This window comes from Leisingera sp. ABM4_103, assembly GCF_056158685.1.
Genome location: NZ_JBSWTU010000005.1, coordinates 3,666,222 through 3,685,944 on the forward strand (window position 1 = coordinate 3,666,222; position 19,723 = coordinate 3,685,944).

Consider the following 19,723-nt stretch of genomic DNA (forward strand, 5'->3'; position numbering starts at 1 on the left):
GAAAACCGCAGTCTCAGGGCTGCGGCGCCGCAACTGCCTCAGCCGACTGAATTTCTTTGCGGGGACCGAAAAAATCTTGCCGCTCCCTCTTGCCCCTGCCGTGAAAACGGTTAGAAGGCTCTTCAACGGGCTATGGCGCAGCCTGGTAGCGCGTCCGTCTGGGGGACGGAAGGTCGCAGGTTCGAGTCCTGCTAGCCCGACCATTTGAAAAACGCCCGGGTGCTTCGGCATCCGGGCGTTTTCATATCCCGGCCCTTATTTGCGATTGCGCAGCAGGGACGATTGGGCCAGCATCGCCGCAAAGCCGGCACGGAGGGGGACAGGAAATGACAGGCGTTTTGCCCAGCCAAACCATTGAAAACATGCTGGAGCGCGGCGAGATCACCGTCAGCACGCCGCTGGTGGAGGGCCAGGTGCAGCCTGCCAGCCTCGACCTGCGGCTGGGCAATGTGGCCTACCGGGTGCGCGCGTCGTTTCTGGCGGGCCAGGGCCGCAGCGTCTCCGACCGTCTGACCGAATTTGAGATGCACCGGATCGACCTGAGTAATGGCGCGGTGCTGGAGAAAGGCTGCGTCTATGTAGTGCCCTTGATGGAAGGGCTAGCGCTGCCGCAGGATGTGTCCGCGGTGGCCAATGCCAAAAGCTCGACCGGGCGGCTGGACCTCCTGACCCGCACCATCACCGACGGCGGCGAGGAATTCGACCGGATCAAGCCGGGCTACACCGGGCCGCTTTATGCCGAGATCTGCCCGCGGTCGTTCTCGGTGCTGGTGCGGCCGGGCATGCGGCTGAACCAGATCCGGTTCCGCCGCGGCCAGGCGGTGCTGTCGGATGCGGAGCTGAAGATGCTGCACGCAGGGACCCCGCTGGTCGATGGCGAAGCGGTGATCGAGGACGGCTTGGGCTTCTCCGTTGATCTGAAGCTGCCGGGCACCGATCTGGTCGGCTACCGCGCCAAACCGCATACCGGGGTGATCGACCTGGACCGCATCGGTGAATACGACCCGCAGGAATACTGGGAAGAGGTTCGCACCAAGGATGGCCGCATCATCCTGGACCCCGGCGCGTTCTATATCCTGGTGAGCCGCGAGGCGGTGCATATACCGCCCGCCTTTGCCGCCGAGATGGCGCCCTACCTGGCAATGGTGGGCGAGTTCCGGGTGCATTACGCGGGCTTCTTCGACCCCGGATTCGGCCATGACGCCGCGGGTGGTGCCGGGTCGCGCGGAGTGCTGGAGGTGCGCTGCCACGAGGCGCCGTTTGTGCTGGAGCATGGCCAGGTGGTGGGCCGCCTGGTCTATGAGAAAATGGCCGAGGTTCCGGAGCAGCTGTATGGCGCCGGGATTGCGTCGAACTACCAGGGCCAGGGGCTGAAGCTGTCCAAGCATTTCAAGACGCCTGCCTGATCGCGGCTAACGCAGCACCCGATCTAGCGGCCCGGCGGTCTATTTCACTGGTCCGCCGTCTGCCAGCCCCTCTGTCGTGCCCGCCTGAACCGGCCGGTCCAGATGGGTGGACAGCACCGTGTAGGTGCGGGTGGCGCGCACGCAGCCGACCTCATAGATCCGCGCAAGCAGCCCCTCCAGCGCCTTGGGAGAGGCGACGCGGACCTTGAGGATCAGGTTGGTGTCGCCTGCGGAGCTGTGCACCTCCTCCAGCTCCGGCATGTCTTGCAGCGCCAGCAGATCCGTGGTCACGCCCCAGCCCTCGGTATCCACGTGGATGAAGGCCAGCAGCGGCTTGCCCACCGCGGCGCCGTCGAGCCGTGCAATGGTCGCCTCGATCGCGCCGGACGCCCGCAGCCGCTTGACCCGTTCATGCACCGCGGGCGCCGACAGGCCGACCTCCTGGCCGATGGCGGCGTAGGAGAGTGTCGCGTCTTGGCTCAGCGCACCTAATATTCTTCGGTCCAAAGCGTCCAGCGCACGGGTGTTCCCAGCCATTTTCCGAACTCCATCTGTTTTTTCTCCCGCCTTAACTGCCCGCTCTTCACAGAACCAGATTCAGCACATAGCAACGTTACCTGAACAATTTTCAAGGTAAACCCATGCGAACCCCGATTCTGATCCTGATGAGCGCAATTGGCGTGATTGGCGCAAACTCGCTGCTGCTGTCGCCGGTGGTGACGGCTGTCAGCCAAACCCTGAATGCCACCACCGCAGAGGTGATGCGGGCGGCCAGCGCCTATGGGCTGGGGGTGGCGGCGGCGGCGCTGCTGCTGGCGCCGCTGGGGGACCGCATCGGCGCCGGGCGGCTGTTGCGCGCCGCGCTGTTGCTGCTGGGGGCCGGGCTGGGTGCCAGCGCGGCGGCGCCGGATGTCTGGACGCTGATCGCGGCGCAGGCGGTCTGCGGGCTGGCGGCGGGGGCTGCCCTGCCCTCAATCTACACGCTGGCGATGGTGATTGCCCCCAAGGGGCGCGAGGCGCGGGTGCTGGGTTATGTCCTGGCGGGCTGGACCGTGTCGATGGTGCTGGGCGTCAGTGTCAGCGCCTGGGCCACCGACCTGGCGGGCTGGCGCGTAGTCTATGGCACGCTTTCGGGCGTGGCGCTGCTGTTGTGGGCCGCCTCCGCCTCTTTGCGCGCCGCGGGCAGCCCCAGCGGCCAGGCGACCTCGCCGCTGACGGCGCTGCGGGTGCCGGGGATCTTCCGCGGCCTTTTGGCAACCGCGCTGCTGATGCTGGGATTCTACGGCAGCTATTTCTTCACTGGGGCGCATATCACGCTAGAACTGGGGAAGAGCACCACCCAGGCCGGCCTTCTGCCGCTGTTCTACGGCATCGGCTTTGGCCTTGCGGTGCTGCTGGATCCGCTGCTGGACCGGCTGGGGCTGGCGCGCGCCACCGCGCCGGTGCTGCTGGCGGTCACAGCCAGCTATCTGCTGATGATGGCTGTGGCGCCGCACTATGTGCTGCTCTTGGGCGCGGCCCTGCTCTGGGGCGTGTTTCAGCATCTGGGCCTCAACCTGCTGGTGGCGCGGCTCACCGCCCTGGACCCGTCCCAGCGCGGCGCCATCATGGGGCTCTATAGCACCGTCACCTACCTTTGCGTCTTTGCTGCGCCCTTTGCCGGCGGGCTGCTGTTTGCCGCCTGGGGGCTGGCAGGCTGCCTGGCGCTGTCGGCGCTGCTGGCGCTCAGCGGCGCGGCAGAGGCCCTGGGCCTGCGCCGCAAGGATCTCAGCCCTGGCGGCGCCCCTGCTTGACGGAAGGAATGCGCGAGCGCCCGGCTTGGAGGTCGGGCGGAGCACTCTGCCTAGACCCCTGGCCGCGGCCCTGCTGTTTGCTGCGCTTGGCAACGGCGTTGATCCCGGCATTCACACCGGCCCCCACCGCGCGGCTGACCAGCCGCCGCAGCACCATGTTGATGATCCAGTTGATATTCATGCCGTTGCCCGCCGTGTTTTGTCCTGCGGAGCATCCTAGGGGCAGATTAAGACGATTTCGGGGCGCCTGGTCAGGTGCCTGTCGGGGCGGCGGCGGTGACGATTGCTCCAGCCCCCGCCGGCGCCGTCACTCCTCGAACAATTCGGCCTGTTCTTCGGGCTCGTCGTCCTCGTCGCCGCCCTGGCCCATCGGCAGGCTGCCCGGCGGCGGGCGGTTTTCCAGAAGGCCCGCGGCGCGCAGTTCCTTGAGGCCCGGCAGGTCGCGGGCGCTTTCCAGGCCGAAGTGATCCAGAAACTCCGGTGTCACCACGAATGTTACCGGCCGGCCCGGTGTCATCCGGCGGCGGCCGAGGCGGATCCAGTTCATCTCCATCAGCTGGTCGATGGTGCCGCGCGACACGGAGACACCGCGGATCTCCTCGATTTCGGTGCGGGTCACCGGCTGGTGGTATGCGACAATCGCAAGCGTCTCGATGGCGGCGCGGCTGAGCTTGCGCAGCTCGGTGGTTTCCTTCTGCATCAGGAAGCCCAGGTCCGGCGCGGTGCGGATCGCCCAGGCATCGCCCAGACGCACCACCCGCACGCCGCGCCCCTCGTAGCGCTTGCGCAGATGCTCGACCGCCTCGCGCGGGTTGCAGCCATGCGGCATGCGGCCTTCGAGGTCGCGCAGGGTCACCGGTTCGGCGCTGGCAAACAGCACCGCTTCCACCATCCGCTCCTGCTCTGCCATCGGCGGCGCGTCGAACAGCGTGTCGTTGTCTTCGCGGATGGGAGCGCCCTGGCTCTGACCATCCATGATCTGGTCTTCCATCAGGTATCCTCGTTCAGGCTGCGCAGCTGGATCGGCGCAAATGTTTCGCTCTGGCGCAGCTCGGCCTTGCCTTCCTTGACCAACTGCAGCGAGGCGGCAAAGGTCGCCGCGGTGGCGGACCGGCGCTTCACCGGGTCGCTGTGCCAGCCGTCCGGCAGGTAGCTGATCAGGTCGGTCCAGTCGCCAGTAAAGCCCAAGAGGTGACGCATCCGGTCCAGCGCCTCCTCCATGGTGAAGACCGAGTCGCGGTCCATCACGAAGGGGCGGAAATCCTCCTTGGTGCGGATGCGGGCATAGGCCTGCATCAGATCCAGCAGGTTGGCGGTATAGGTGACGGTCTTGATCCGGGCGACGGTCTCCACCTCTCCGCGGGCGAAGAAGTCGCGGCCCAGCCGGTCGCGGCCCATCAGCCGGGCGGAGGCATCACGCATCGCCTGCAGACGCTCCAGCTGGAACGCCAGGTGGGCGGCCAGTTCCTCGCCCGAGGGGCCCTCCTCCTCCGGGTCGGGGGGCAGCAGCAGGCGGGACTTCAGGAAGGCGAGCCAGGCCGCCATCACCAGGTAGTCGGCGGCCAGCTCGATCCGCAGCTCCTTGGCCTTTTCGACAAAGGCCAGGTACTGCCGCGCCAGCTCCAGCACGGAGATCTTTCGCAGGTCCACCTTCTGGGTGCGCGACAGCGTCAAGAGCAGGTCGAGCGGGCCTTCGAACCCGTCGACGTCCACGATCAGCGACTCGGCTGCGAGCCGTTCCTCCACGCTCGTGTCCGCATCTGAAAAGAGTGTCTGTTCAGCCATACACCTGCCCGCCCATGAGGGCGGCAAGTTCGTCTTCAGCGGCCTGAATGTCAAGATCCGCAGGGGGTTTGCGGGCTGCCAGCGCGCGGTCTGCGCGGGTTTGCGCTGCCTCTGTCATGCGGCCTGCGGCCTCTGCCACCGCGATCCGGTCGGCCAGCGGGGCGTTGCACAGGAGAACCACATCGCAGCCGGCCGCCAGCGAGTCACGCGTGATGTCCGTGAGCGCCCCCTTGAGCGCCTTCATCGAGATGTCGTCAGTCATGATTAGCCCGTCAAAGCCGATCTGCTCGCGGATCAGCTGCATCATAACCGGCGAAGTGGTGGCCGGGCGGCTGTCGTAAGCGTCATAGACCAGATGCGCGGTCATCCCCAGCGGGATGCCGTTCAGCGCCTTGAATGCGGCGAAGTCGGTCTGCTCCAGAGTGCGCGGTTCAGCACCCACATGCGGCAGGTCCATGTGGCTGTCGGCGGTGGCGCGGCCATGGCCTGGGATATGCTTGAGCACCGGCAGCACGCCGCCGTCGAGATGGCCCTGCGCCACCGCGCGGCCGATCGCGGCCACGCTCGGCGCGTCTTCGCCGTAGCAGCGGTTTTTCAGGAATTCATGGGTGTCCGCGCAGGCCACATCGGCAATCGGGGCGCAGTTGCTGTCGATGCCGAGGCTGTGCAGCTCATGTGCGATCAAGCGGTAGCGCAGGTACATGGCGCGCTCGGCGTCCGTGCCGGCCCGCTGCACATGCTCCAGCGGCGGCAGCCACTCGCGCCCGAGCGGGCTGCGCAGGCGCTGCACCCGGCCGCCCTCCTGGTCGATGGTGATCGGGCAGTCGCGTCCCACCGCCTCGCGGAAATCGTTGCACAGGGCGCGGACCTGATCGGCGTCTTGGATGTTGCGGGCAAACAGGATGAAGCCGAAGGGATCGGCATCGCGGAAAAACGCCTTTTCATCTGCGCTCAGGCGCAGGCCGTCGGCGTCAAGGATGGTGGCTCCAAAAGTCATGAGTGTGCCCTATCGCCCCCTGAGTTGCGGGAGGGCAGCGCCCGCCCCGGGGTGGGTGCTATGCGCCCGCCCTGGGGGCGGGTCGGGCGCTGCCCGGCCTAGCGGCCGGGCGGTTCGTTACCGCGTGGTTACCGGAATGCAGTCGGCATTGCCAGCCACCAGCGCCGAGCAGAAGCGGCGGGCATCCGACAGCCCCGCAAAGCCCATCGCCCGCAGGCGGTAGAAGGTGCGGCCGCCGCTTTCGGCGCGCTGGATCACCCGCTGCTTGCCTTCCAGATAGTCGGCAAAGCGGGCATGGATGCGGTCCCATTCGGCGCGGGCGACTTCGGGGCTCTCATAGGCGCCCAGCTGCGCCAGCCTGGTGCCGGCCGGAAGGGTGGCCGGGTCGACATCGACGGCCGCGGCACGTGCCGCCGGTGCGGTTGCGGCCGGAGCGGGGCTGAACCTCGCGGGCCGGGCCGATGGCCGCAGCGATAGTTTGACGCCGGGCGCGTTCAGGATTGCCGGCGATGCGGCAGCAGCGGCAAGTGCCGGCTGCAGCGGTTCCGGCTGCACGATGGCGGGTGCCTGTGCCGAGGCGGGTACCGCAGCCGACAGCGTTTCCGCCTCGCGGGCGAGTTCCGCAACCAATGCGTCGATATCGCCGTTCTGGAAGGAGGCCACCGCGTCGTCGCTGACGCCCGGCCCTTCGGACGCCCCTGGCTCTGCCGGAACAGCCGGAAGCTCTGCCGGGGCGGATTCCGCGGCCAGCTGCGGCAGCGGTTTGTCATCTTCGGTCAGCCGGATCGCGGGCGGCGCCAGGGTCAAACGGTCGGCCGGGGCTTCGGCGCTGCCGCTGGCGGCAACCGCATTGACCGCAAGCCCCTGGTGATCCGCCTGGGAGCCGCCCGGATTCGCGGGCTGTTCGCGCATCGGCCCCTCCGCCGCGCGCACCACCGGCACGCCGCTGACGTCCCGCATCACCAGCTTGTAGCCCCAGAAACCAACCCCCGCGACAAACGCAATCGAGGCCGCGGCGCCCAGCAGGCTCAACGTCTTGGAGAATCGCGCCCTCACCCCGGCAGGAGCAGCGGCATAGGCGGTGTAGCCATCGTCGTCATAACCCTGCCCGTCCGGCTGGTAGCCGTAGGAAGGGTCGGCGTAGCCATAGTCCGGTTCAGCGCCCGGCCCGGTGTACTGCTGCCCTGCATACTGCTGCCCTGCATACTGCTGATCGGAGTACTGCTGCCCGTAGGGGCCGCCAGTTGCGGTGTCCTGCTGCCGGCCACTGCCCTGTGTATAGGCGTGCTCCTGGCCCGCCTGCGCAAAATACGCCATTTTCCGCCTCACTGCCCAGGTGGCAGCGCATGTGCTGCGCTGCGCCCAAGTCTCTTGAACTGCCTCACTCCGGCGGATGTGCAATTTTCACCGCAAAGGCTGACGCCCTTTTTGGTTTATCGCATCTCTTCTGCCGGTTTCACGCCAAGAATACCAAGACCTGCCGAAATGACAACGGAAACGGCTTTGGCCAGGGCCAAATTCGCATGTGTTGCCGATTGGCTGCTCTCGTTAACAAATCGTAAACCTTCTTGCGATTTTCCGAGGTGGTACAGCCCGTGCAGCTCCGACGCGAGGTCGTAGAGATAGAAGGCCACCCGGTGCGGCTCATGTGTGCGGGCGGCGATTTCCACCTGGCGCGGCCATTCGGCCAGCTTCTTGGCCACCGCCAGCTGAGCGGGGTCAGCAACCAGGCTCAGGTCGGCGGCGTTCAGCGCGGCGTCATCTGCCGAAATCCCCTGCTCCGCTGCCTTGCGCAGGGTCGAGCAGATCCGCGCGTTGGCGTATTGAACGTAGAACACCGGGTTGTCCTTGGACTGCTCCAGCGCCTTGTCGAGGTCGAAGTCGAAGCCTTGGTCGTTCTTGCGGGTCAGCAGCATGAAGCGGGTGACGTCAGGGCCCACCGCATCGACCACGTCACGCAGGGTGACAAAGGTCCCTGCCCGCTTGGACATCTTGAATTCCTGGCCGTCCTTGAACAACTTCACCAGCTGGCAGAGCTTGATGTCCAGCGGCACCTTGCCGTCGGACAGCGCCGAAACCGCCGCCTTCATCCGTTTGACATAGCCGCCGTGGTCGGCGCCGAAGATGTCGATCAGCTCGTCAAAGCCGCGCTCCACCTTGTCGTAGTGATAGGCGATATCCGGCGCGAAATAGGTCCAGGAGCCATCGGATTTCTTCACCGCCCGGTCGACGTCGTCGCCGTGGTCGGTGGATTTGAACAGGGTCTGTTCGCGCGGCTCCCAATCGTCGGGCTTCTTGCCTTTCGGCGGCTCCAGGACGCCCTGGTAGATCAGGCCCTTGGCCTCCAGCGCCTCCAGCGCGGCCTCGATCTTGCCGGTGCCGTAGAGGGATTTTTCGGAATAGAACACGTCCATTTCGATGCCAAGCTGGGCCAGATCCTCGCGGATCAGCTCCATCATCGCATCGGTGGAGAACTCGCGCACGTCGGCCAGCCAGACGTCCTCGGGCTGATCCAGATAGGCATCGCCGACCTTCTCTTTCAGCGCCTGCCCGACGGGGACCAGATAGTCGCCGGGATAGGTGCCGTCGGCAAAGGCGATCTCCTGGCCGTGCGCCTCCAGGTAGCGCAAGTAGACCGAGCGCGCCAGCACGTCGACCTGGCCGCCGCCGTCGTTGATGTAATACTCGCGCGTGACGTCATAACCGGCATAGGCCAGCAGTGCCGCCAGCGCGTCGCCGAACACAGCGCCGCGGGTGTGGCCCACATGCAGCGGGCCGGTCGGGTTGGCGGAGACGTATTCGACGTTCACGCGCTTGCCCGCGCCCATGTCCGAACGGCCGAAATCCGTGCCTGCGTCCAGGACGGATTTCAGCACCCCCTGCCAGATGCCCGGCGCAAGCCGCAGGTTGAGGAAGCCGGGGCCTGCAACTTCCGCGCTCGTGATCCGTTCGTCTGCGGCCAGTTTGGCCGCCAGCGCCTCGGCAATGTCGCGCGGCTTCATCTTGGCGGGCTTGGCCAACACCATCGCTGCGTTGGTCGCCATGTCGCCATGGGCGGCGTCGCGCGGCGGTTCTACCGCGACGTTGGCAAAATCGAGGCCCTCGGGCAGCGCGCCTTCGCCAGTCATGGCGGTCAGGCTGTCAATCACAAGCGAGCGGATATCGGTAAAGAGGTTCATATCTGGCGTCCCAACTGTTCAGAACTGCGGATACCGAGGCCCGCAGGCAGGGTCAACAGGATTGCAGGGGCAGCCCGTGGCCTCAGGCGGAGCGCGCCGGAAAATTCGAATTTTCCGGCCAATTTTCTTCCTCAAGAAAATTGCGCCGCTGCCGCGGCGCGGCGCCCGCCCGGCGGTTAGGAGAGCATTCCCTGGACGGCGGAAGCGGTGCCCCATTGGGTGATGGTGTAACGGCGCAGAGAGGCGACGTAATAAGGGTCCTGCAGGATCAGCCGCTCCACGTCCTGGCGGGTTTCGGCCTCCACGTTCCAGATCGCGCCGGGAAAATCCTGCATCGGCCGCATCGCAAGCGCGCCACCGATCTGCAGCTCCGGGTGAGCGCGCACAAAGGCGATATGGGCGTCGCGCCGTTTCCTGTCGCCGCGCACCCGGTTCATCTCCGGTTTGTCTGTGAATGTGACGGTCCAGCGTGCCATGGCTTTCCCCTTGCTGCCTCTCCCGCGGATACCGCCGATGCGCCGCGCGATCATAGGGCCAGATGATAGCACGGCTTACGGCCAATTCCCGAATCCGGCGTCGGGCCCCATCAGGCAGGCAAGGCGCCTCCGGACCTGTTTCCCGTCTTGTTTCGCGGGTCTGAGCTCAGACCTCGACCTTCACCCCGATCAGCCGCTCATGCTGCTGCAAGGCGAAGCGGTCGGTCATGCCGGCAATATAGTCCGACACGATACGGGCCAGCGCAGTGCGGTCCTGGGCTGCGGCGATGTCGGCGTGCCAGCGCTCGGGCATCTCCAGCGGGTTGTCCAGGAAGTAGGGAAACAGCGCCTCCACCACCTTGGCGACCTTGGCGCGCTTTTCCATTACCGAGGGCGCGCGGTACATACGGGTGAACAGAAAGGCGCGGATTTCCTTCAGGTCGCGCCACAGCGGATCGGAGAATTTCACCACCGGCCGCCCCAGGGCGCGGACCTCCTCGACGCTTTCCACGCCGCTTTCCGCCAGCAGGAGCCGGGCGGTGTCGATCACATCGCTCACCATCACCCCGAAGAAGCGGCGCAGCGCCTCGTGGCGGCGGCGGTTGGGGTCGAGCCCGGGGTAGAGGCGGTCCACCTCGCCATAGGCCTTGTCCAGCAGCGGCAGCCGGGCCAGATCATCGTCGCTGAACAGACCGGCGCGCAGGGCGTCGTGCAGATCATGGTTGTTGTAGGCGATGTCATCCGACAGCGCTGCCACCTGCGCCTCGGCGCTGGCGTGGGTGTGCAGCTCCAGATCCACCGCGGCATTGCATTCGGCCAGCGCCCAAGGCAGCTCACCCACCACAGGGCCGTTGTGTTTGGCAATCGCTTCAAGGGTTTCCCAGGTGAGGTTCAAGCCGTCGAACTCGGCATAATGCCGTTCCAGCCGGGTCACGATGCGGATTGCCTGGGCGTTATGGTCAAAACCGCCGTAGGGTGCCATCAGCGCGTGCAGCGCGTCTTCGCCGGTGTGGCCAAAAGGGGTGTGGCCCAGATCATGCGCCAGTGCCACCGCCTCAGTCAGTTCCTGGTTCAACCCCAGCGCGCCAGCGATAGTGCGGCCCACCTGCCCCACCTCGATCGAGTGTGTCAGCCGCGTGCGGTAGTTGTCGCCCTCATGCTCCACAAACACCTGCGTCTTGTGCTTGAGCCTGCGGAAGGCGCTGGCATGGATGATGCGGTCGCGGTCGCGCTGGTAGGGCGAGCGGAAGGAGCTTTCCTCCTCCGGCACCTGCCGCCCGCGGCTGCGGTCCGGCATTGTGGCATAAGGTGCGTGCAATTCAAATCTTTTGGCCAAAGCTGGGGCTCCACATCTTGCCGCGTGAATTGCACCTTTCTATATAAAGCTTTGCGCTGCAACCTACGCCCGTGGAGAAAGCTGATGAACCTGCCCCCGAAAGTCACTGACCGCGCCTTTGCCCGGCTTGCCGAGATCGGCGCCGCGGACCAGGGCCAGGCGCTGCGCGTCGCGGTCGAAGGCGGCGGCTGCTCCGGCTTCCAGTATGAGATCGCGCTGGACGAGGCAAAAGATGACGATCTGGTGCTTGAGGGCCAGGGCGAGAAAGTGGTGGTCGACGCCGTCTCGCTGCCGTTCCTGGAGAACGCCGTGATCGATTTCACCGAAGAGCTGATCGGCGCGCGGTTCACCATCGAGAACCCGAACGCCACCTCCAGCTGCGGCTGCGGCACCTCGTTCTCAATGTAATCCCAGCCTTGCCGGCATGTTTCCCGGGTCGGAATCACTGCATAAGTCCGGTGCCCCTTGCAGGGCACAGGCACCCGGTTTCAGACGTCAAGGATCAGTCTGCAACCGTCCCGCCCCGCGCAGCCGCGGCATCGCCGGGGCGAGCTGGTCCCAGACCAGGTAGAGGCCGGAGGCAATCACAATGGCGCCGCCGGCATAGGTTGTAAGGGGCGGAAACTCTCCAAAGAACACCGCGCCGATCACCGCCATCCAGATGAATTGCAGGTTCATCAGCGGGGTGACGGCATAAGACGCCAGCAGCCGCAGCGCCACCACCAATAGCCAGCGCGCCCCGAACAAGAGAAACGCATATGCGCCGGCCCAGGCCACATCCGCAAGCGGCATCGGCAGCCAGACAAAAGGCAGCAGCAGCAGCATCACCAGGCAGATGGTCAGGTTGGGATAGAAAACCTGAGCCAGGGAATTGCTTTCATAACGGCCTATAAACCGCGCCAGTGTCATGGAAAACGTGCCGGAGACCGCTGCGCCCAACGCCACGAGATGACCCAGGGAGGCAGAAGCGAACCCGCCCGGAAACAGGAACAGCACCCCGGCAAAACCAGCGCCGAGGGCTGCCCAGGCCGCCGGGCGCACCGGCTCCTTCAGCACCAGACCGGACATGGCGCCGGCCAGCAGCGGCATCAAACCGATAAAGACGAACACCTCGGCAAAGGGCAGCAGCCGGAACGCATAGAAGAAGCAGACCGCCGCAACCAGCGTCGCGCCGGAGCGCAAGGCCATGGCGCGGGGGCACATGGTCCGGAAGCCTCCGCGCATTGCGGGCAGCCGGTCCGCCAACAGGCAGAAGCCAGCGACCATCGCGCCGGACAGCGCATAGAGCTGGGCGGCTGCGTATTGGCCTGCAAGCAGCTTGGTGATCCCGTCGGCAGAAGCAATCAGCCCGGTATAGGCGACCACCAGCAGCGCCCCGGCCAGGGCTTGGTTGCGGGACCAGCGCATCACGCCGCCCCTGCGCTGCCCGCGCGCGCAAAACCTTCGAAAAATCCGGCAAATCCCTCGCAGCTGCGTTCGGCCGCCAGCAGGATGCCATGTTCCTCTTCGCTCAGCGCCGCCTCCGCGCGCGCTTTCACGACGCTCCAGCTGGCCCGGGCCATTCCGGCCTCAAATACGGCTTCAGACAGGCTCCTCAAGATGCTCCCTCCCTGCTGCGCCGACACATGCACCGCCCCTACGGGAACCGGCTGCCGGAAAGCCGGGCGACCGGACAGCAGCATGAGCCAGTTGACTACAAAATACTCGTGATACGCATCATGAAGTCCACAAAATTCACCCCTAGCGAGTGAATAGGCAGAAACCTGCGCATCAAGCCAGGCCTCCCACGCGGCCGGCGGCTGCTGCCCGGCGTAGCGCATGGCGATGCAAATCTCGGCCAGCAGGTCGGCATTCTGATCAAGGAACGCCGCCAGCCCGGCGAACTCCAGGCTGGTGATTGCGGCCTGTGGCAGGCCAGGGTCCCGGCGTCCGTACCCGGACAGGTAAAACACGATATGTGTTAGCTCGTAGGCGGCTTTTTTGTTGGGAATAGCAAAGGTTTGCGGGCGCGAGATAAAGCTGCGGAGCCGGTCATCCAGCCCGTCATCCCGCACAGTGACGCCGCGCCGCGCCAGCAGGCGGCGGGCCTCGGCGCGCTGCAGGTCCGAAAGCTCGGCCGCTACCAGCCCTTGGGCGCAAACCCACTCGGCAATCTGCGCCCCGGTCTGGCCCGGCAGGCCCAGATCCTCCAGATCCAGGCAGATCGACAGGATGAAGCGGTAGTACTGGCGGAAGAAACTGATGCGGCGCGCCGCACCCTCGTAAAACGGCTGCAAGGGCGCCAGGGCCTCAGCAGTCACATCCGCCCCGGTGCATTCGAGAATGTTCAGAAGCTCTGCATTTTCCTTGAGCCAGAACACGTCTTCCTGACTGCGCCGGTGCGATGCGAAGCTGGCGATCAGCGCCTCCTGAGCGGCGGCCCGGGACTGGCGGGCGGCGGGAGAGAAAAACGGGAGGATCTTGGTCATGGAAACCTCTTGCAGTTGGATGCGGTGCGGCGGCGGCCCCGAATACTGGCGCCGCCCCGGGGCATAAGGCCGGGAGGTTCCCCGGCCCCGCCAGGATCAGCTGCCCGAAGAGAACAGCCGGGTGGCATCGCCGGTGCTGGTGCGCGCCTCAGACGCGGGAGCGGAGCCCGAAGAGAACAGATGGGTCCCCTCCCCGCGGCCTGCCGCCGCCGTCGCGGCCGGTGCAGAGCCGGAAGAGAACATTTCCGTCAGGTCGCCCGCACGGGTTTCGGACTGCGGCGCCGGCGCAGAGCCAGACGAAAACATTTCCGTCAATTCGCCCTCTGCTGAACCGCTGCGCAGAGCCGGCGCGGAGCCGGACGAGAACATCCCGGTCTGATCCCCGGCCTCAACCCTTGCGTGCGAAGCGGGTGCGGAACCGGATGAAAAAAGCTGCACCAAATCGCCCGCAGTGCTTTCCGCTGCGGCCGAAGGTGCAGATCCAGACGAGAAAAGACCGGTTTCATCACCAGCCCAGCTTTCGGTCTTCTGCGGCACTGAACCGGACGAAAACAGCGACACACCATCCCCCACGGTGGGATCTGCCGCGTATCCGGGTGCGGAACCGGAGGAGAACATCTCAGTGGCACCGCCTGTGAACAGACTGTCGTCTGCGCCCGGACGGGTTGCGCGGAAGGCATTGATTTTTTGCTGAGCAGTCATTTTGGAACCCCATTCGTTGAAGACAAAAGGCTCCTCGACGCTGGCACGCCCGCTGCACGGCGCAAAGATAAAATGCAATTTCACATTGTATTTTTATCAAATTTAAACTTTAACTTCTGCGCGTTATTTTTTGCTGAATTTAATTTAATTCAATTAATCCACAGAATATTCACCGCGTTATTCACACGGGTGTTTTTGCAAAATAATCCAAATCAACCTGGCGGGCTATTTTTCAGGAACGCAAAACCGGGTGAGCCAGCCGCGATGCAGTGATTCGCTGGCCGCGCAAGCAGGCTTGCCCCGCGGCGCTGATTCAGCGATAGATCAGCCTCAAATACCGCAACCTGCGCCGGAGACAAGCCATGAAAATCGCCACCTTCAACATCAATGGCATCAAGGCCCGGGCGCAGGCGCTGCCGGTCTGGCTGGACGAGGCTCAGCCCGACGTGGTGGTGCTGCAGGAAATCAAATCGGTGGACGAGGCGTTCCCGCGCGAAATCTTCGAAGAGCGCGGGTATAACGTGGAAACCCACGGGCAGAAGAGCTTTAACGGGGTGGCGATCCTGTCGAAACTGCCGCTGGAGGATGTGCGCCGCGGTCTGCCCGGCGATGACAGCGACGAACAGGCGCGCTGGATCGAGGCCACCGTTGTAGGCAAGCAGGCGATCCGGATCTGCGGCCTCTACCTGCCCAATGGCAACCCGGTGGAGCTGGAAGCGGACGGCAGCCCGGTGGCGGGCGGCAAATATGCCTATAAACTCGCCTGGATGGAGCGGCTGAAGGCGCGGGCGCAGGCGCTGATGGCCGGCGAGATGCCCGCGCTGATGGCGGGCGATTACAATATCATCCCGCAGGCGGAAGATGCCAAACGGCCGGAGGTCTGGGTGGAGGATGCGCTGTTCCGCCCGGAAAGCCGCGCCGCCTTCCAGCGGATCGTCAACCTGGGCTTTACCGAGGCGTTCCGCGCGCGGCACCAGGGGCCTGGGCATTACTCCTTCTGGGATTACCAGGCCGGCGCCTGGAACCGCGATGACGGCATCCGCATCGACCATTTCCTGCTGACCCCGCAAGCCGCGGACCTGCTGCTGGACTGCCAGATCGACAAGGACGTGCGCGGGCGCGAGAAGCCCTCCGACCACGTGCCGGTCTGGGTCGAACTGGACATCTAGGCACAGCCAGCGCGGCGCCCGGCCCAACGGGCGCGGCTCATTTCGAAAATAAGCCTGCGACGGGCGGGAGGCCTCCGCCAGCTCTGCCTCAGGCGGTGACGTCGTGGCGGTAGATCCAGTCAAACTGGCTGACCATCCTGTCCGGCACAAAACGGCCGCCCAGTTTCAGCACCTGATGCGCCGGCCAGCTGAGCGGCGCCCGCAGATGGTATTTCCAGGCGTTGCGGCTCGCTGCCCGCACCACTTTCTGCGCGCGCTCGCGGCGGCGGGCCTGATAGAGCGCGAGGCCTGCGCCGGTATCTTCCGCCTCGTGCAGCGCGCGGGCCAGAACCCAGGCATCCTCAAGCGCCAGATTGGCGCCCTGCGCCATAAACGGCAGCGTGGGATGCGCGGCATCACCCAGGATCGCGGTGTTGCGGCCGTGCCAGCGGTCCGCCACCGGATGCCGGAACAGCCCCCACAGCAGCACTTCCTCGACCGCTTGCAGCAGGGCCGCAGCATTGCCGCCGAAGCCTGCGAAGGCAGCCCGCAGGTTGGCGGGGTCGTCCTTGAAATGCCAGCCCTCCTCAGCCCAGGCGCGGCGCTCCTGCACCGCCACCAGGTTGACCAGGCTGCCATCGCGCAAGGGGTAAGCGACCAGATGCCGTCCCGGCCCCATGAACAGCTGCGCTTCGGCCGGCAGGTTCAGATGGTTCGGAACGGTCGCGCGCCAGGCCACCTGGCCGGTAAAGACCGGCTTATCCGCGCTATTGAGCGCAGCGCGGGCTTTCGAGTGCAGCCCGTCGGCACCGATCACCAGGTCGCCGCCGCATTGAGCGCCATTGCCCAGATGCACCACAGGCTGCGGTCCGGGCTCCACCCGCTCAACCTTCTGCAGCAGCCGCACCTGCACACCCTCACGCCGGGCAGCGCCGGCCAGGATGCCGATCAGATCCGAGCGGTGCACGAAGTAATAGTTCAGGCCATGGGCGTATTCGTCGAGGTCCAGCCGCAGCACCTCATTGCCGCGCCGGTGGCCGCGCAGCACCACCGCGCGCGCGCGCTGTGAGCACCAGGCCAGGTCATCGGCCAGCCCCAGCGCCTTGAGCACCGCGACACCGTTGGGAGTGATCTGAAGGCCCGCGCCAACCTCGGAGATTGCCTCGGCCTGTTCCAGCACGGTCACGCTGGCGCCTTGGCGCCGCAGCGCCAGCGCTGCGGTCAGACCGCCGATCCCGGCGCCGATGACGGTTATTTTCAGGCCTTTGAGTTCCATGGGCTCCTGCAGATTCTCCGCCCGCCCCCAATGAAACAAAAAACGCCGGAGCAAAAGACCCCGGCGTCATCTAATTGTCGGTTTGTCCGCTGCAGACAGCGGTCAGTCGTCGCGGTGGACTTTTTCGCGGCGCTCGTGGCGCTCCTGGGCTTCCAGGCTCATCGTGGCGATGGGACGCGCATCCAGGCGCTTGAGCGAAATCGGATCGCCGGTCACCTCGCAATAGCCGTATTCGCCTTCGTCAATGCGGCGCAGCGCAGAGTCGATCTTGGCGACCAGCTTGCGCTGGCGGTCGCGGGTGCGCAGTTCAAGCGCGCGGTCGGTCTCTTCACTGGCGCGGTCGGCAACATCGGGGATGTTGCGGGTGTTGCCCTGCAGCCCTTCGATGGTATCGCGGCTGTCGGACAGTAGTTCCTGCTTCCAATTCAATAGCTTGCGTCGGAAATACTCAAGCTGCCGTTCATTCATGAACGGCTCATCTTCGGCCGGTCGGTAGTCGTCCGGCAGAAACACTTCTTGCTTCATTTCGGCTCCTTCGGTCTGGCCCATAATGTTGGTCATAATTTGCACCTGAACATTTTGGCTCCCCCTCTGCCGCAGCGTTTATCCCTATCGGGAAGGAATGTCACTACACAATAGTGGCGTGGTTTGGTTAAAAGCGTGATAAGAACTTGGCGCTGCGGCACCGATTATGACTGGAACAGGAAAGATATGCAATTTCAGGGCACTAAGGAATATGTCGCAACGGATGACTTGAAGGTTGCGGTGAATGCGGCGGTGACACTGGAGCGGCCGCTGCTGGTCAAGGGCGAACCGGGCACCGGCAAGACCGAGCTGGCCAAGCAGGTGGCAGACGCCCTCGGGCTCAGGATGATCGAGTGGAACGTGAAGTCCACCACCCGCGCCCAGCAGGGCCTGTATGAATATGACGCCGTCAGCCGCCTGCGCGACAGCCAGCTGGGCGACGAGCGCGTCCATGACGTGAAGAACTACATTAAGAAGGGCAAGCTGTGGGAAGCGTTTGAGGCGGATGAGAAGGTCGTCCTGCTGATCGACGAGATCGACAAAGCCGATATCGAGTTCCCCAACGACCTTTTGCAGGAACTCGACAAGATGGAGTTCCACGTCTACGAGACCGGCGAGACGATCAAGGCCAAGCACCGGCCGATCATGATCATCACTTCTAACAACGAGAAAGAGCTGCCGGACGCCTTCCTGCGGCGCTGCTTCTTTCACTACATCCGCTTCCCGGACGCGGAGACTATGAAGAAGATCGTCGAGGTGCATCACCCTGGCATCAAGGACGCGCTGCTGACGGCCGCGCTGACCCAGTTCTACGAGATCCGGGAAACGCAGGGTTTGAAAAAGAAGCCTTCGACCTCCGAGGTGATCGACTGGCTGAAACTGCTGCTGGCCGAGGATCTGAGCCCCGAGGACATCGCCCGCAACGGCGCGGACGCGCTGCCCAAACTGCATGGGGCGCTCCTGAAGAACGAACAGGACGTGCATCTGTTCGAGCGGCTTGCCTTCATGGCCCGCGGGCGGCGCTGAGGCCCAGCCTTCCGCGCGTGATCCGCGCTTAACGGTTCCGCGGCCCTGTCCGCGGGACCATTTGGAAGGCGCCCTTTTCCGCCAGTTGAGCCTGTCCCTTCTAATCACCGCCGAATTCCACTATCAGAAGAGAAATAGCCGGGCGTCCAGGTCCGGGCTGATAGGAGACGCCTGATTGCCTGCTGACGCTGCCCCGGTTTCACACCTCCTGGCCTGCCGCGAGGGCCTGAGGCTGCTTCAGAGAGCTGCTGCAGGCGCTGCCTTGCTGGCGCTTTCGGCCTGCGCGGTCCCGTCTGCGCGGGTGGAGGCCCCGACACGGGCCGTGGCGGCTCCGGCAGCGCTGCCTCCGGTCAAGGTGTTCACCCGCCAGCGGCCGCAGCCTCCGCAGCGGTCCAACGCCGACATCGCCCGCGATTTTCTGGACCTGCATTTCCGGCTGGAAGGCGGCAGCACCCTGCCCCAGTTCACCCGGTTCGAAACCCCGATCACCCTGCGGGTGACGGGCACCCCTGCGCCGGGTTTCAGCCGTGATCTGAACACGCTTCTGGCGCGGCTGCAGGACGAGGCCGGCATTCCGATCCGCCGCGTCTCCGGCGACAATGCGAGCATTACAATCCAGTCTGTCTCCCGCGCCGAGATCCGCCGGGCGCTGCCCAAGGCGGCCTGTTTCGTGGTGCCCAATGTCTCGTCTCTGGCGGAATACCGGCGCAACCGGCGCAGCCCGCGCACCAACTGGTCGCTGCTGCGCAGCCGTGAGCGGCTGGCAGTGTTCATCCCCAACGATGTGAGCCCGCAGGAAGTGCGCGATTGCCTGCATGAGGAGCTGGCCCAGGCGCTCGGACCGCTGAACGATCTGTACAGGCTGCCGGATTCGATCTTCAACGACGACAATATCCACGCGGTGCTGACCGGCTTTGACATGCTGATCCTGCGCGCCACCTATGCGCCCGAGCTGCGCACCGGCATGAGCCGGGCGGAAGTGGCGCAGCGGCTGCCCGCGATCCTGGCGCGGCTCAATCCCGGCGGCGCCCGGTCTGCAGCCACCTGGCTGCCGGAAACCCCGCGGGCCTGGATCAACGCCTATGAGCAGGCTCTGGGGCCCGGCACCGGGCTGCGCGAGCGGCTGCGCGCCGCCAACCGCGCCGCGGCGATTGCCCGCGACCTGGGCTGGCAGGACCACCGCCGCGCCCTGAGCCACTACACGCTGGGCCGGATGCTGCATGTGCGCGAGCCGGAACTGGCGCTGCAGCACTTCCAGACCGCGATGAGCTATTTGCAAGGCCAGCCGGGCACCAGGATGCACCAGGCCAAGCTGACGGTGCAGCTGGCCGCCTATGAGGTTGCGACCGGCAACGGTGCGGCGGCGCTGGCGCGGCTTGGCCCGGCAGTGGAAACCGCCTCGGCGCATGAAAACGCAGCGCTGTTGTCCACCCTGCTGATGCTGCAAGCGGAAGCCCTGGAACTGGAGGACCGCACTGCCGAAGCCCGCCGGGTCAGGCTGGACAGCCTGGGATGGGCAAGGTACGGCTTTGGCCCGGATTGGGTGGTCGAGGCGCGGCTGGAGGAAATTGCCGCGCTGCGCCCGGCCGGGTCCTGATCCTGCAAC

The 19,723-nt window shown here is 65.4% G+C and carries 20 protein-coding genes and 1 tRNA gene; 7 read left to right on the forward strand and 14 right to left on the reverse strand.

Annotation, left to right across the window (positions count from 1 at the left end; translation table 11 throughout):
* The first annotated feature begins 126 nt into the window (after positions 1–126).
* Positions 127–203, forward strand: a tRNA-Pro gene (locus tag ACXAED_RS19790).
* Between the two features lie 123 nt (positions 204–326).
* Positions 327–1,406 carry a 2'-deoxycytidine 5'-triphosphate deaminase gene (locus ACXAED_RS19795; RefSeq protein ID WP_475052651.1) on the forward strand — a complete coding sequence of 360 codons (1,080 nt, stop codon included), beginning with the start codon at positions 327–329 and terminating at the stop codon, positions 1,404–1,406.
* Positions 1,407–1,445: 39 nt separating this feature from the next.
* Here the strand turns inward: ACXAED_RS19795 and ACXAED_RS19800 are convergent, their stop codons facing one another.
* Complete coding sequence (locus tag ACXAED_RS19800) at positions 1,446–1,943, reverse strand: Lrp/AsnC family transcriptional regulator (protein ID WP_475052653.1); 498 nt, start codon at positions 1,941–1,943, stop codon at positions 1,446–1,448.
* Positions 1,944–2,047: 104 nt separating this feature from the next.
* Between ACXAED_RS19800 and ACXAED_RS19805 the strand changes: the two genes are divergently transcribed.
* On the forward strand, positions 2,048–3,199 hold the full coding sequence (locus ACXAED_RS19805; protein WP_475052655.1) for an MFS transporter: 1,152 nt from the start codon (positions 2,048–2,050) through the stop codon (positions 3,197–3,199).
* Here the strand turns inward: ACXAED_RS19805 and ACXAED_RS19810 are convergent.
* The 8 genes from ACXAED_RS19810 to ACXAED_RS19845 form a co-directional block, all read right to left on the reverse strand.
* A complete protein-coding gene (locus ACXAED_RS19810; protein ID WP_475052657.1) occupies positions 3,174–3,380 on the reverse strand; it encodes a hypothetical protein in 207 nt (68 codons plus the stop codon). The two genes, ACXAED_RS19805 and ACXAED_RS19810, sit on opposite strands and share 26 nt — an antisense overlap.
* Before the next feature lie 126 nt (positions 3,381–3,506).
* Entirely contained in the window at positions 3,507–4,190 is a 684-nt protein-coding gene (scpB, locus tag ACXAED_RS19815; protein ID WP_475052660.1) for an SMC-Scp complex subunit ScpB, read from the reverse strand.
* Positions 4,190–4,984: a segregation and condensation protein A gene (locus ACXAED_RS19820; protein WP_475052662.1), complete on the reverse strand. Its 795-nt coding sequence runs from the start codon at positions 4,982–4,984 to the stop codon at positions 4,190–4,192. Before ACXAED_RS19820 ends, scpB begins: the two co-directional genes overlap by 1 nt.
* Entirely contained in the window at positions 4,977–5,981 is a 1,005-nt protein-coding gene (gene nagZ / locus ACXAED_RS19825) for a beta-N-acetylhexosaminidase (protein ID WP_475052663.1), read from the reverse strand. Before nagZ ends, ACXAED_RS19820 begins: the two co-directional genes overlap by 8 nt.
* A 117-nt stretch (positions 5,982–6,098) precedes the next feature.
* The gene (locus ACXAED_RS19830; RefSeq protein WP_475052666.1) at positions 6,099–7,298 is read right to left on the reverse strand and encodes an SPOR domain-containing protein; all 1,200 of its coding nucleotides are present in this window, start codon (positions 7,296–7,298) and stop codon (positions 6,099–6,101) included.
* Positions 7,299–7,414: 116 nt separating this feature from the next.
* Entirely contained in the window at positions 7,415–9,160 is a 1,746-nt protein-coding gene (argS, locus tag ACXAED_RS19835) for an arginine--tRNA ligase (protein WP_475052669.1), read from the reverse strand.
* 176 nt (positions 9,161–9,336) lie between these two features.
* A complete protein-coding gene (locus ACXAED_RS19840; protein ID WP_475052670.1) occupies positions 9,337–9,636 on the reverse strand; it encodes a YciI family protein in 300 nt (99 codons plus the stop codon).
* A gap of 166 nt (positions 9,637–9,802) precedes the next feature.
* Positions 9,803–10,954 carry a deoxyguanosinetriphosphate triphosphohydrolase gene (locus ACXAED_RS19845; RefSeq protein ID WP_475053161.1) on the reverse strand — a complete coding sequence of 384 codons (1,152 nt, stop codon included), beginning with the start codon at positions 10,952–10,954 and terminating at the stop codon, positions 9,803–9,805.
* Between the two features lie 102 nt (positions 10,955–11,056).
* Between ACXAED_RS19845 and ACXAED_RS19850 the strand changes: the two genes are divergently transcribed.
* The gene (locus ACXAED_RS19850) at positions 11,057–11,380 is read left to right on the forward strand and encodes a HesB/IscA family protein (protein WP_475052673.1); all 324 of its coding nucleotides are present in this window, start codon (positions 11,057–11,059) and stop codon (positions 11,378–11,380) included.
* A gap of 87 nt (positions 11,381–11,467) precedes the next feature.
* On the opposite strand, the gene ACXAED_RS19855 is transcribed toward ACXAED_RS19850, so the two are convergent.
* The 3 genes from ACXAED_RS19855 to ACXAED_RS19865 all read right to left on the reverse strand — a co-directional run bounded on the left by ACXAED_RS19855 (position 11,468) and on the right by ACXAED_RS19865 (position 14,142).
* A complete protein-coding gene (locus ACXAED_RS19855) occupies positions 11,468–12,379 on the reverse strand; it encodes a DMT family transporter (RefSeq protein ID WP_475052675.1) in 912 nt (303 codons plus the stop codon).
* Positions 12,379–13,440, reverse strand: coding sequence for a DUF6902 family protein (locus tag ACXAED_RS19860; RefSeq protein ID WP_475052677.1), 1,062 nt, complete (start codon positions 13,438–13,440; stop codon positions 12,379–12,381). The genes ACXAED_RS19855 and ACXAED_RS19860 overlap by 1 nt, the downstream gene beginning before the upstream one ends.
* A gap of 96 nt (positions 13,441–13,536) precedes the next feature.
* A complete protein-coding gene (locus tag ACXAED_RS19865) occupies positions 13,537–14,142 on the reverse strand; it encodes a hypothetical protein (RefSeq protein WP_475052679.1) in 606 nt (201 codons plus the stop codon).
* 362 nt (positions 14,143–14,504) lie between these two features.
* Between ACXAED_RS19865 and xth the strand changes: the two genes are divergently transcribed.
* Positions 14,505–15,311 carry an exodeoxyribonuclease III gene (gene xth / locus ACXAED_RS19870; protein ID WP_475052682.1) on the forward strand — a complete coding sequence of 269 codons (807 nt, stop codon included), beginning with the start codon at positions 14,505–14,507 and terminating at the stop codon, positions 15,309–15,311.
* Between the two features lie 88 nt (positions 15,312–15,399).
* Here the strand turns inward: xth and ACXAED_RS19875 are convergent, their stop codons facing one another.
* Both ACXAED_RS19875 and dksA read right to left on the reverse strand, forming a co-directional pair.
* A complete protein-coding gene (locus ACXAED_RS19875; protein ID WP_475052684.1) occupies positions 15,400–16,566 on the reverse strand; it encodes an FAD-dependent monooxygenase in 1,167 nt (388 codons plus the stop codon).
* Positions 16,567–16,668: 102 nt separating this feature from the next.
* The gene (dksA, locus tag ACXAED_RS19880) at positions 16,669–17,091 is read right to left on the reverse strand and encodes an RNA polymerase-binding protein DksA (protein WP_421053780.1); all 423 of its coding nucleotides are present in this window, start codon (positions 17,089–17,091) and stop codon (positions 16,669–16,671) included.
* A 186-nt stretch (positions 17,092–17,277) separates the two neighbouring features.
* Here dksA and ACXAED_RS19885 point away from each other — a divergent pair, with 186 nt between their 5' ends.
* Both ACXAED_RS19885 and ACXAED_RS19890 read left to right on the forward strand, forming a co-directional pair.
* Positions 17,278–18,117: an AAA family ATPase gene (locus tag ACXAED_RS19885; RefSeq protein WP_475052687.1), complete on the forward strand. Its 840-nt coding sequence runs from the start codon at positions 17,278–17,280 to the stop codon at positions 18,115–18,117.
* A 262-nt stretch (positions 18,118–18,379) separates the two neighbouring features.
* The gene (locus ACXAED_RS19890; RefSeq protein WP_475052688.1) at positions 18,380–19,714 is read left to right on the forward strand and encodes a DUF2927 domain-containing protein; all 1,335 of its coding nucleotides are present in this window, start codon (positions 18,380–18,382) and stop codon (positions 19,712–19,714) included.
* The last annotated feature ends 9 nt before the right edge of the window (positions 19,715–19,723 follow it).